The organism is Pedobacter sp. UBA4863, assembly GCF_002399615.1.
In the GTDB taxonomy this organism is placed as follows: domain Bacteria; phylum Bacteroidota; class Bacteroidia; order Sphingobacteriales; family Sphingobacteriaceae; genus Pedobacter.
The window spans coordinates 1-12,621 of record NZ_DHDZ01000033.1; the positions used below are offsets into that span (position 1 = coordinate 1).

A 12,621-nucleotide genomic window follows, 5' to 3' on the forward strand; every position below is an offset into this window, starting at 1 on the left:
AACCTTTAACTAGATAATAAAACTAATCCAGTCTTTAGGGTTGTAATTGATCATTAGCGGATAGATTTGCTTACGGCCAAAAGTAGCTCTCCGGTTCTAAAAACATCTTCAAAGCTATTGTACATTGGTACGGCACTTAGCCTAATTACGTTGGGCTCTCGCCAATCGCCCAGTACATTGTTTTTTACCAAATGGTCGAATATCTTTTTGCCATCGCTTTTGGCAATGATAGATACCTGCGCACCTCTTTCGTCAACGTTTTGTGGCGTAATAATTTTAAACTGCTCAAAACCTAAAGCTTGGTTAACCTGAGTAATAATATAGCAAAGATACGAGGTGAGCACCTTGCTCTTTTCTCGTAAAGGCTGCATAAAACCAACTTTTTCGAACAATTGCAACGAAGCATGATATAAAGCCATAGGCATTACCTGCGTACAGCTTACCTGCCAGCCATCGGCCCCAGTTTCGGGCACAAAGCCTTTTTCCATTAAAAAGCGGTTGTTTTCTTGGTAGCCCCACCAGCCCGCAAAGCGATGTAAACTTTGATCGGTAAAATGTTTCTCGTGCACAAAAATACCGCTAATACCACCCGGGCCAGCATTTTGATATTTGTACGAACACCAACAAGCAAAGTCAACACCCCAATGATGCAGTTGTAAAGGCACGTTTCCGGCAGCGTGCGCCAAATCGAAACCTACTTTTGCCCCAGCGTTATGCCCCGCCTTGGTAATGGCTTCCATATCAAACAACTGCCCGGTAAAGTAGTTAATGCCACCAAAAAGTACCAAAGCTATTTCATTGGCATTTTCTTCAATTGCCGAAATAATAGCCTCCGTTGTTAAAGTATATTTCCCTTTTTCAGGGGCAACTTCAATAATAGCCTCCTTTGGGTCGAGACCATGAAACCGCACTTGACTTTCTATGGCATACTGATCGGATGGAAAAGCGCCCGCTTCCATCATAATCTTGAAACGTTTGCTATTTGGCCTATAAAAACTAACCATTAACAGATGTAAGTTTACCGTAAGGGTGTTCATGGGGCAAACCTCCTGCTCGGTAGCACCTACTATTGGTGCCATTAACCTTTTTAATTCTTTATGGTAAAACATCCAAGGCTCATTGCCCTCAAACCAGCCCTCTACCGCTAAATTTTGCCAATTGTCTAACTGTTTACCTAAAACCTCTTTAGCTACTTTAGGTTGAAGCCCTAAAGAATTGCCACACAAATAGATAAAAGGTTTACCATTTTGTTGCGGAAATAAATATTGATCTCTCATTGCCCTCAACGGATCTTGCCGATCCATAGTTTGGGCAAAGGTTAAATTGTTTTCGAAGGTCATTTTTAGTTGAGGTATAAGTTAGTGCGAGTAGTAGTTACGTAAGGTATAGCCATAAAAATATTCCCTAAGCCTATGCCCCTATTTATTTTCCAAATTTCATTTTTAGCTGGTCTAGCATGTCATTGGTAACAGGTTTGGCCGGTTCTGCTTTTTTAAGAGGGTGTGGATTACTTTTTTGTGCTGGTACTTGTTGCGTACGTGCCTGTTTTTGCGCTTCTTTTTTATTGCTCCAACGTTTCCATATCTCTTCTAATTTCTTTTTTGTAAACAAAGGGAAATCGCCCTGCATCATCCATGCATAATAGCTTGGTTCTGTATCAAAAACACTTTCTACACTTTTCCCTTTATGCTTACCAAAGTTAATACACTCTTCCCCTTTATCGTTGTAAACCATCCGTCCGGCATAATCTACCGACTTGTTCATGTTAGTAAAATTATAAAGCGCCTCTACATCGTTTTTTACCGGAACAGTTATTTTTCCTTGTTTATCTTCAAATTCAGTGTCCTGATATTTTTCTAGCTGTGCCAGCAATACCTCGTAAGTTGCCCTAATATCAGCCTCTGCCGAGTGGGCATTCACTAAATCTTTGGCACAATAAAACTTATAAGCAGCCTTTAGCGTACGTTGCTCCATTTGGTGAAAGATATTTTGTACATCTACAAACTTTCTATCGCTCATATCCAAATCAACTCCCACCCTTAAAAATTCTTCTAAAAGCATCGGAATATCAAACTTATTAGAATTATAGCCCGCTAAATCGGCATCGCCAATAAAGTCTGCTATTTCTTGCGCCACATCGCCAAATTTGGGTGCATCTTTAATATCTTCGTCGTAAATACCATGAATTAATGATGTAACCAATGGAATAGGGATCTCTGGATTAATGCGCTTCGTTAAAATTTGCTCCGAACCATCGGGCATTGCCTTCAATATGGCAATTTCAACAATTCTATCTGCACCTACATTTACACCTGTAGCTTCCAGGTCAAAAAATGCCAACGGGCGTTTTAGATTTAGTTTCATCTATTTTTTCTGATTTAGTTTTGCATTCGTCTAATTAGCTTGTTATCATTATCTATTAATGCTATTTTGTACCAATGCATAAAGTTCAAATTTGCTAAAAACATAGCGCATTTTATACGCTTAAATAAAAATACTACCGTATTTCAGTTATGATGTAGCAACTTCTTGTGTATTGGTGAAATATTATCATGAGTACATCGATAAAAGTTTAGAAGAGACCAGCTTGGTATTTAGCTTAAAAAAATAATCCCTAAGCCAATGCCTATAATCATTAACAGGTACATGATAATTTCGGTGCCAGCAAACTGCTTATACCTGGTCCAAAACGAATAGTCTTCTTTTTCTTCTGCCATACCGCAAAGATAAAAAAAGCTTGTTGATATGGTAGTTCTAAAAATTGAGTGGGAGGTAATGATTTATTCTTTCCATAAAAAAACCGCATCAGAAATGATGCGGTTTTTAGTTTTAAAGCAAAATATTAATATTGGGGGTTCTGTTGTGCTTTGATACCAGGATTAGCGTTAATCTCACCTTGAGATATTGGCAATATTGTTTTATAAAATGTTCTATCAATAGTCTTTGTTCTTTGAGAAACAGTTAAGCCTCCAAATTCATCGTTGTAAGTAATAGATTTATTTAGTCTCATCATATCAAAAAAGCGGTGTCCCTCACCATATAATTCTTTGCTACGTTCTTCTAAAATCATATCTGCATTAATTGTGGCAACAGTTGCTGGCAATAAGCTAGGGTTTCTGCCCCTAATAGCATTTAGATAGCCAACAGCAGCAAGTGCATCGGTTGGTAATGCCGCTTCAGCTGCTATTAAGTACATTTCTGATAAACGGATTACCTTAATATTTACAGCTGTGTTGTTATTGGTGCTTTTATCTCCTGGCATTTTCGAGCTGCTTGAGTTACCATCAGGAATACCACCCGAATATTTGTAGCAAGAACCTAATCGAGAAGCCGAAGTTTCATCTCTAGCCATAATACCTCTTCTTATATCCGTATTACCACCAGCATTTAATGTGCTTAAAAAGCCTGTACTTGCATAGAAGAATCCTAATGCAGAAGTAGTACCAACTCCTTTATTACGTTGATAAACACCCAAAGAGCCTGTTCCTAGATCATTTTCAAGAGGATTGACCTTTAACTCAAAAATAGATTCGCTCCCAAACTGAGAACTCCAAGAATTTACCCAATTAGCGTTGGTATAAAGCGAATAAATACCAGTTGCAGCAATTACTTCTTTTGCCGCAGTTAAAGCAGCCGGTTTATCATCCATATTTAAATATACTCTAGCCGCTATTGCTTTATTAGCATAATAATTAATGTAACCATCAGACCTCGTTTTAGGTAATAGTGGTGCAGCATCTGTTAAATCTTTAACAATTTGTTTATAAACATCATCTACCGAAGCACGAAGTGGTTTAGCATCGAAACCTAAACGCGTAAGTACAATTGGAACTCCATAAGAGGTTTTGTCTTGGGTGTAAGGTTTTCCATACAATCTTACTAAGTCGAAATACATCAAAGCTCTTGCGGTTAAAGCTTGTCCCTTGCTTATATTAAAACCAGTAGCGCCAGCTGCTTCCAGTTTGGCAATTTGTTCTAATAAATAATTAGTTTCAAGAATACAGAAATAAATCTGCGACCAAAACCCTGAATAGTTATTATTATTTACTGAATGGTTAAAAGTGTACAAGGCATCTAGCCCCCTTCCCATCGAGAAGACAGCCATATCACCTCCTTTTGCATCAGCGTACATGATAAAATTTCTTCCGTAATAACTTGCATCAGTCATTTGGTTCATAATACCATTTATAATGATTTGGGCATCTCTAGGGGTTTGTACCGCTTTATTTGCATCTGCCGAATTACTTGGTGTTACATCCAAGAATTTCTTACAAGCAACTGTACTTAACAATAATACAGTTGCTAATATTAATTTTATATTTTTCATTTTTTACTCAACTTTTAAGATTAAAAACTAAAATCTAACCCAAAGGTATAAGTTTTTCCAAACGGAGTTTCCCAACCTCTTGTGCTGTAATTACCTACTTCTGGATCTGCTTCCTTATATTTAGAAAACGTTAAAAGGTTGGTACCGTTAAAATATACCCTAGCATTAGCAGCCCCAATTTTAGCAACTATTTTTTTAGGCAAATTATACGCTAATAACACATTTTTTAACCTTAAAAAGCTAGCATTATGTAGTTGTCTGCTACTGTGTTGCATTGGATCTGTTAGGTCATTTCCATCTAATTTAGGTAAGGTGCCTGAGGTGTTTTCTGGGGTCCACATGTTATCGTAAACACTTTGTGCCCTAATACGTTCCCAATAGTAACCGTCATCCGCAACATCCTTATAAGCGCCATCGTAAATATCACCACCTATTTTGTAATTAAATACCAATCCTAACGAGAGACCTTTATAACTTAAATCAGTATTAAAACCTCCATAAGCATCTGGTGTGCCATCGCCTATAATTACCCTATTTGCTTTATTAAAATCGTTGGTTGCTAAACGACCATTATGCATAAAATCCTTTGCATCTGCATCTGCTCCATTTTTGTAATAAATATTCTTACCTGTGGTTTGCTGTACCCCTCCCCATTCAAAGCCATAAAAGCTTAACATAGATTTACCTTCTTGATATAGGAATTGAGCTCTGGCATCACCACCTGTTGGGTCATTCCAAATAATATCGTTACTTTTTGTTGCACCTTCTGGTACATATAACTTCATTACCTTCGATTTAATAAAAGAGGCGTTTATCCCTGCATCCCATTTAAAGCCATTCTTGTTTAAAATATTAGCATTAAGTTCTAGTTCAATACCTCTGTTATTAACTTCTCCAATGTTTCTTAGCGTACTACCAAAACCTGTAGTCATAGAAATTGGCACCCCGAGCAATAAATTTTTTGTATCTCTATTAAAGAACTCTACAGTACCTGTGAAGCGTTTAAACAAACCAAACTCCAAAGCTATATTGGCAGAATAACTAGACTCCCAATTTAAACCTGGATTAGATAAGGTAGAAAGTAAGCCTGCTGGCTGACCAAAATATTTTATGGCGTATGAGGTTAATTCTCTCCAACCAAAATCAGAACCAGGCAAGGTGCCATTTGTACCATAAGAAGCACGTAAGCGAAGATTATCCACTACTGTTAAGTCTTTCATAAAGTTTTCGTCATTAATTTTCCAAGATCCAGCTACAGACCAGAATGTTCCCCATCTAGTTGATGGGCTTAATTTAGAAGAACCATCCCTTCTAACTGATGCCGAAAAGAAGTAGCGTTGATTATGGTTATACTCTAGCCTTGATAGCATAGATACCATTGAATTTCCCCAATTGTAGGCGTTTGACGAAACAGTACCGGCTGTAGATACACTTTGCAACTCGCTATTGCCTAAATCAACACCGGTAGCACGTTGATAATCTGTAAGGTTTTTCTCCGTTTCAAAACCAACCAGAAAGCTTAAGCCATTCAAGCCGAACTGTTTTGAATAATTAGCAGTATTTGAAGATACTAACTTATTATAGTTTGTCATCATTTCATTAACACTACCACTATTAACTTGTCCATTATAATGTAATGCACTGTAATAAACATGGTCTGTTATTTGGGAATTATCATAAGATAAAACTGTTTTTAATGCTAAACCATCTAAAATATTAGCCTGTAAATACTGGTTAGCTATAATTCTTTTAGTAATGGTCTGATTGTCCCATTGTTGATCATAATAAACATTATTTTGTGCCAAACTACCATACCTTGCTGTAAATGGTTGACCTGTTTTATAATCTGTAGGCCAATATAAAGGCCAAAGTAAATTACGTGTTTGCATAAAATAATTAGCGCCAGTATTCCTAGTGTCATTAAATCCAGTTTGTGAAGAACGCGTAAAACTCACATTGGTACCAGCTTCTAAAAACTTACCTATTTTTTGACTCAAATTAATACGGCCAGAAAACCTATCAAAATCATTAATATTTACTCTCCCTTGATCTTTGGTATAAGAGAATGAAGAGTAAAATTTTGTCGTTTCTGTACCACCACTCACAGCCAAATCATTGGTTTGATATTGGGCCGTTCTAAAAAGTGCATCATTCCAATCAAAATACCTTCCCTCCCTATTCTCAAGTCCATCTGTCATTCCTTTGATAAGTACTTGTTCTGCCAATCCTGTACCATCAGTTGAGAACTTATAACCATGTCTATTGAATTTATTATTTAGCTGTGTAAGTGCATAAGTATTTGCTACAGTTTCTGTATAACCATTTGAAGTTCTATAATCATGAAATATACGATACAGCATATCCACCTGTTCTTGTACACCTGCAGGTTCATAATTATCTGTTGCCCAAGAAGGTGTTAAACCTAACGATGTTCTAAACTCAATTTTAGGTTCACCAGCTTTCCCTTTCTTTGTAGTAATTAAAATTACGCCATTGGCTGCCCTAGAACCATATAACGATGACGCTGCCGCATCTTTTAGGATAGTAATAGTTTCAATATCCGCTGGATTGATAGTGTTCATTACATTCACAGTTGCCAGAGTATAATCGCTCATCTGTCCGGCATTACCAGAAATAACAGGCACGCCATCAATAACATAAAGAGGTTCGTTAGAAGCATTAATAGAACCCGTACCCCTTACGCGAATACTTGGTGTAGCACCTGCTTGTCCGGAAGCATTGGTAACTTGTACACCCGAAACCCTACCCACTAATGCGTTTTGGAAAGTAGTTACAGGCATTTCCTTTGTTTTTTCAGTATTTATGGTAGCTGCCGCACCTGTATAAGTGCTTCTTTTAGCAGTACCATAAGCTACTACCATTACCTCGTCTAACTGTTGGTTGCTAGAAGATAAGCTTGCATTAATAGTACTTTGGCCACCCACCATTACTTCTTTACTTGAGTAACCAATGTACGTAAATACCAATACTGAATTATTGGAGGGTACATTAATAGTAAAGCTACCATCTGAATTGGTTACCACAGCGTTGCCCGTTTGTCCTTTAACCGACACGCCTGCGCCAGGAATACCTGTGCCATTGGCTGCATCTGTTACCTTGCCCTTAATTGATTTTTGGGCGTAAGTAACCATAGCCAACAACAAGAACCCTAACATAATTAGTGTAAATTTTCTGTTCATAGTTGTTAATTAATTAGTTGATTGTTGGATGAATTTACGCACTTTCATGCAAACTTTATTACAAAACCACATTTTTTATTAAAATTTATTATTTTTAATTAAATTTTATTGCAATTAGCCCACATTCAACATATTCGAATATCCTTTGGCTATTAATCGATTTTTCGACTCTAAAAAGACTTCACATTGTACATTTATAATAGCTCTGCCTTGCTTTACAATGCTTGTTTTTGCGGTAATTACATCTCCTTCTTTAGCAGGTGCAAAATAATCTATACTATTATTAACTGTGGTGTAATTGTTGTGCAATCCAAGTGTATAAACAGTAGCCCCAATTAAATCGTCTATAATGCCAGCAGTAATACCACCATGCAAAATTCCATGAGGATTGGTCATTTCCCTACGTACTACATAACTACAATGTAAGGCCCCTTTTTCGGCGCTAATAACCGTTGGCTTTAACCAGTTCATAAAGTTAGATGGCGAATTTTGCACTTCCTTGCCTACAAAGGATTGAAAAACTTTAAGTCTATTGTTTGTGTTGTTTTGTTGTTCCATTATATAAATTTACAGAAAAACAAAAAGACAGAGAAATGGGAAAAAAGCAGCTTACCGCAGTTGTTGAGTTAAACGATAACAAGTATAAAACTAAAATATATGCTGATGGACATTTTATTTACGCCGATGAACCTGAAGAACTTGGTGGTACAAACGAAGGTATGCCTCCTGGAGCTTTGTTATTAGCAAGCCTAGGCAGTTGCACCGCAATAACCATAAGAATGTATGCCGACCGTAAACAAATGCCTTTAGAAGGAATTGTAGTAAACTTGGCAATATGTGCAGAAAATGAAATGGACAAAGGCACTATTATTGAAAGAAAAATAACCCTTAAAGGCGATTTGGATGATGAACAGCGCAAACGATTGATGATTATTGCCGATAAATGCCCAATTCATAAAATACTAAGCAACCCTATTACCATCGTTAATAATTAATTATTTAGAGAATATAATGATTAAATCAAGTCGAGTAAATCTTGTTTAGAAAGTGATTTAAAAACGGAGCTGTCGGTTTTAATTAAATCGGTAACTAAATCTCTCTTTTTCTGCTGCATGAGCATAATTTTTTCCTCTATCGTATCCGGACATATTAGCCGTACCGCCATTACATTTTTATGCTGTCCAATACGGTAAGTCCTATCAATTGCTTGGTTTTCTACGGCGGGGTTCCACCAAGGGTCTATAAGGTAAACATAATCTGCTGCAGTAAGGTTTAGTCCCTGCCCTCCTGCTTTTAAGCTAATGAGGAATACCCTGATCTTGTCATTTTGCTGAAAATCATTGACCTCTTTTTCGCGGTTTTTTGTTTGTCCACTGAGGTAAGAGAACTTAATATCTCTTGTTTCTAACTCTGTTTTTACCAAATTAAGCATCTCTACAAATTGCGAAAACACCAATATTTTATGGTAGGGCGATCTACTTTCTATCTGCTCTAATAAAACATCCATTTTGGCAGATGAATTGCCATAGAACTTTTCTTTGCCAAGCAATGCTGGCGAGTTACAGACTTGTCTAAGTTTAGTAATGCCCTGTAATACGTGCATACTACTCTTATTTAGTTCGTCTTCCGAACGGTTCATGAGGTAATCTCTAATTTCGTTGCGGCAGCTTTCGTATATTTCCCGTTGCTTACTGTCCATTTCGCAGTAAATCACCATTTCAGTTTTATCTGGCAGCTCTTCGGCTACCTGTGCTTTTGTTCTGCGTAATATAAATGGCTTAATACGCCTTTGCAATTCAACTGCTTTGCTAGAATCTTTAAACTGATCTATTGGCACCGAATATTGCTGCTTAAAATGAGCTCTGCTACCCAATAAACCCGGGCAAGCGAAAGAAAGTTGTCCGTACAGATCAAATGTATTGTTTTCTATCGGCGTACCCGATAATACAATTTTGTTTCTAGATTGTAATAAACGTGCCGCTTTATAGCGTTGTGAATCTGGATTTTTTATGGTTTGGGATTCGTCTAAGAAAATATAATTGAAACGGTATTCTTTTAACCAAGCTATATCGGCCAGTAATGTACCATAAGAAGTAAGTACTACTTGATAACGATTAAATTGTTGAAGCTGTTTTACCCTATTGGTACCATAAATAGTGGTAACTCTTAAGCTTGGGGCAAATTTGTTTATTTCTTGTTGCCAATTAAACACCAAGGATGCAGGAACTACAATAAGATTAGTATTTTGATCTACTTTGTCATTTTGCGAAAGGATAAAGGCAATAATTTGAATGGTCTTGCCCAAGCCCATGTCATCGGCCAAACAACCACCAAAATTAAAGCTATCTAAGAAATTTAACCAATTAAGGCCTTCTTTTTGATAACCCCGCAAAGTTGCATTAAGCATAGCTGGTACAGGCACTTCGGTTATACCGTTAAAAGTTTCCAGTTTAGAACGGTAAAGTGCCAAGCGCTCTTTTGTTTCGATACTTAAAACAGCTTCTTCATAAAGTTCTTCTACCGCCGAATAATTAATATTTGGTGTGCGTAAAGTATTCTCAATCACTTCGCCAGCACCAAAATAACCTTCAAATCTGCTCAACCATTCATCTGGCAAAATACCCAATGTACCATCGTCTAACTGCACAAATTTGTTCTTATTTCTGATAGATTTATGCAAATGTTTTAATGAAACCGTTTGTTTATTAAACTGCACTTTAATTGCGGTTTCAAACCAATCTATACCACTTATTACGTTGATAGAGATATTTGCTTTATATGCACTTAGTTTATTTTCTTTTAGGCTATTGAAACCTAAAATTGCTATTCCCTTACTTCGCCAAGCGTCAAAGGCATCTAAAAACCAGTCGGGCGACAGAAAATGTTTACGATGAAGATAAAAGCAATCGGCCTGACGCTGTTCAGAAAACTGAGTTGCCTGTTCTTCAAAATAAGGGTGCATTTTAGAAATATCAGTTATAAACTGTAGTTCGGTGGTTTCATCTCGTTGTACGGTAAACAATTGCCCCTTCTTATCTTTCGCCCTAAGTTGCTTTTTAGAAATAATTGGAATTTCGAAGGCTGCATAACGCATTACAGGAGTAAGCAGTACAAAATCTTCGGATTCGGTTAAATAAATAATTTTTTCGTTGTCTAAATCGAAGCCCTGTTCTATTATTTGTTTTTGGGTAGCGGGTTTGAGATATGAATAATTGATTTTTATTTTTTCTTCTAAAGCTTGGAGGATGTTTTCTTGGAAATCTGCATAAACCAACCGATCTACTACTAACAGGTTTCGATGTTGTTTAAAAAAATGGATCAAGGAAAGAAAAAATGGGTCCTTAATGAGATATAATTGTTGTTGTATTTGTATAAAGTACTGATATTTTAGTTCAACACCTGCTAGAGCAAATGATTTCACACCAAGATGCAAGGTGCCTTCCAGTGCAAAATCGTCGCCTCTTTCATCTACGTGTAGTTCAAAATCTGATTTTAGCATTGTTAAATCCACTTTGTGCACTGAACTGGCATTTACCGTAGTGGCTATTTTTTCATCGTGTTGATATACCGGCAGCTTTAGTGGATTGTTTACAATGGCTTTTAAAGCACTCAAATCCGAACTACTTTCATTTTCTTGGTAATGATTTTTGAACTTGCTTACTGCGGCAAAAAACTTTAATTCCTGTTGGTCTTCTGTTTGCCACAGTAAATCTAAGGGATTAACCGTTTTAAAGGGATTTTTAAGCTTACCCTGTTTGGTTTGGGCTGCATCAACCAATTCTATAACCAAATGCCGATAATGCCTATGCCTACTAAATATGAGCACCAAGTTAACTGGCGAACTTACGTATGCCAGCCTGCTTGTCTTACTATTGTTAATAATAGGCAACAATTGGTCGTAATTAAGCTTCGTTGGTATTTCATCTCCAGTTTCTTGCATTTTGGCAATAATAAAATGCTAAAGATAAACATTTGATTTGCTCATTATTTGCTGTAGGGATAAAATTTATCCCGTTTTTATCAGTATTTAGTTTTATAAATTACTGATTATTCTAACTTATTTAAAGCATAAACGACTATTGCTCAATACCTAATATATAGGTAACTAAATTTTGTACAACATTTTTTTAATGAAAGTTTGCAGAATTGCCCCGTTTTTGTACTTTTGCGGCGGAGAGCTGGCAGAGTGGTCGAATGCGGCAGTCTTGAAAACTGTTGACTGTAACAGGTCCGGGGGTTCGAATCCCTCGCTCTCCGCCATCATAATTAAAGCCCCAGCAGGGGCTTTTTTGGTTACAAGACCAATGTGGGGAGAAGTGATTCTTAATTTTCTTTCAAAAATAACCGTTTAATTTCCTTTAATATAAGTGCAAATGCGATACGCAATATTGGTATATAGCTAAGATTTGGCATTTTATTTGTACCTTTGTTACCAAGAATAAGGAATGAAAACACAAAAATTAAAGGCTTGTCCTTAATTTTTAACTTTCTTATTTAAATAATTGGGGCTGTTCTTGGATTTGACAGGGTGGCGCTGAGTATGTAAGCATGCAGTGCGTTGTACGGTGAGCACTTTAAAGAGAACGTTCAAAACAATAATTGGCGAAAATAACTACGCCTTAGCTGCCTAATTTAGAATTACGCAAGCTTTTGTCTCGCTAACTGCCGCATAGTTAGGTTAGCATCAGAGGCATCGAAATAACCGTGCTAGCTTTTGTAGAGGTACGATACAATTGCGAAATAAAGTATCTAAGGATGTTGTTAAGGTCGGTTTCCAGCCAGACGCATCTCGAAAAACAATTGGAAAATAAGCACGTAGAAAGCATAATTTATCACACAACTGGACAAGGGTTCGACTCCCTTCAGCTCCACAAGAAGCCTCGACCAACCTCGGGGCTTCTGCTTGAAAGACTAACAAGGAAAGATCTAGAAATCGTGCGTCATTCGTGGCACTTTCGGTTTCAATGATCTAAAAACCGCACTGGAGAAGGGTTTTGAAATTAAGTTCAAGTCCCTGTCTCTCCGCCAAATGGTTCAACCAAAAGCTTTAAATGCCTGCAAATACTAGATTTGCAGGCATTTTGCATTCAGCAG

8 protein-coding genes, 1 tRNA gene and 1 other RNA gene are annotated in these 12,621 nt (G+C 37.0%); 3 read left to right on the plus strand and 7 right to left on the minus strand.

Annotated elements, in window-relative coordinates; genetic code table 11:
* Nucleotides 1–53 precede the first annotated feature (53 nt).
* From kynU to B3I52_RS06825, 6 genes are all read right to left on the minus strand, one after another.
* The gene (gene kynU, locus B3I52_RS06800; protein WP_293299786.1) at nt 54–1,340 is read right to left on the minus strand and encodes a kynureninase; all 1,287 of its coding nucleotides are present in this window, start codon (nt 1,338–1,340) and stop codon (nt 54–56) included.
* An 82-nt stretch (nt 1,341–1,422) separates the two neighbouring features.
* Nucleotides 1,423–2,364, minus strand: coding sequence for a 3'-5' exonuclease (locus B3I52_RS06805; RefSeq protein ID WP_293299788.1), 942 nt, complete (start codon nt 2,362–2,364; stop codon nt 1,423–1,425).
* A 230-nt stretch (nt 2,365–2,594) separates the two neighbouring features.
* Nucleotides 2,595–2,717, minus strand: coding sequence for a hypothetical protein (locus tag B3I52_RS06810; RefSeq protein ID WP_293299790.1), 123 nt, complete (start codon nt 2,715–2,717; stop codon nt 2,595–2,597).
* A 125-nt stretch (nt 2,718–2,842) separates the two neighbouring features.
* On the minus strand, nt 2,843–4,327 hold the full coding sequence (locus tag B3I52_RS06815) for a RagB/SusD family nutrient uptake outer membrane protein (RefSeq protein WP_293299792.1): 1,485 nt from the start codon (nt 4,325–4,327) through the stop codon (nt 2,843–2,845).
* Between the two features lie 20 nt (nt 4,328–4,347).
* Nucleotides 4,348–7,527, minus strand: a complete 3,180-nt coding sequence (locus B3I52_RS06820) for a SusC/RagA family TonB-linked outer membrane protein (protein ID WP_293299794.1) — start codon at nt 7,525–7,527, stop codon at nt 4,348–4,350.
* A gap of 114 nt (nt 7,528–7,641) precedes the next feature.
* Nucleotides 7,642–8,085, minus strand: coding sequence for a PaaI family thioesterase (locus B3I52_RS06825; RefSeq protein WP_293299796.1), 444 nt, complete (start codon nt 8,083–8,085; stop codon nt 7,642–7,644).
* A 35-nt stretch (nt 8,086–8,120) separates the two neighbouring features.
* On the opposite strand from B3I52_RS06825, the gene B3I52_RS06830 reads away from it, so the two are divergent.
* Nucleotides 8,121–8,522 (plus strand): OsmC family protein, encoded by a 402-nt coding sequence (locus B3I52_RS06830; protein ID WP_293299797.1) that lies wholly within the window; start codon nt 8,121–8,123, stop codon nt 8,520–8,522.
* A 20-nt stretch (nt 8,523–8,542) separates the two neighbouring features.
* Here B3I52_RS06830 and B3I52_RS06835 read toward each other — a convergent pair whose 3' ends face one another.
* Entirely contained in the window at nt 8,543–11,467 is a 2,925-nt protein-coding gene (locus B3I52_RS06835) for a DEAD/DEAH box helicase (RefSeq protein WP_293299799.1), read from the minus strand.
* A gap of 232 nt (nt 11,468–11,699) precedes the next feature.
* Here B3I52_RS06835 and B3I52_RS06840 point away from each other — a divergent pair.
* Nucleotides 11,700–11,787, plus strand: a tRNA-Ser gene (locus B3I52_RS06840).
* A 244-nt stretch (nt 11,788–12,031) separates the two neighbouring features.
* Nucleotides 12,032–12,401, plus strand: a transfer-messenger RNA (tmRNA) gene (gene ssrA, locus B3I52_RS06845).
* Nucleotides 12,402–12,621 lie beyond the last annotated feature (220 nt).

Coding starts and splice junctions, on each gene's coding strand:
- kynU (WP_293299786.1), bottom strand. CDS start 1,340: ATGACCTTCGAAAACAATTTAACCTTTGCCCAAACTATGGATCGGCAA.
- B3I52_RS06805 (WP_293299788.1), bottom strand. CDS start 2,364: ATGAAACTAAATCTAAAACGCCCGTTGGCATTTTTTGACCTGGAAGCT.
- B3I52_RS06810 (WP_293299790.1), bottom strand. CDS start 2,717: ATGGCAGAAGAAAAAGAAGACTATTCGTTTTGGACCAGGTATAAGCAG.
- B3I52_RS06815 (WP_293299792.1), bottom strand. CDS start 4,327: ATGAAAAATATAAAATTAATATTAGCAACTGTATTATTGTTAAGTACA.
- B3I52_RS06820 (WP_293299794.1), bottom strand. CDS start 7,527: ATGAACAGAAAATTTACACTAATTATGTTAGGGTTCTTGTTGTTGGCT.
- B3I52_RS06825 (WP_293299796.1), bottom strand. CDS start 8,085: ATGGAACAACAAAACAACACAAACAATAGACTTAAAGTTTTTCAATCC.
- B3I52_RS06830 (WP_293299797.1), top strand. CDS start 8,121: ATGGGAAAAAAGCAGCTTACCGCAGTTGTTGAGTTAAACGATAACAAG.
- B3I52_RS06835 (WP_293299799.1), bottom strand. CDS start 11,467: ATGCAAGAAACTGGAGATGAAATACCAACGAAGCTTAATTACGACCAA.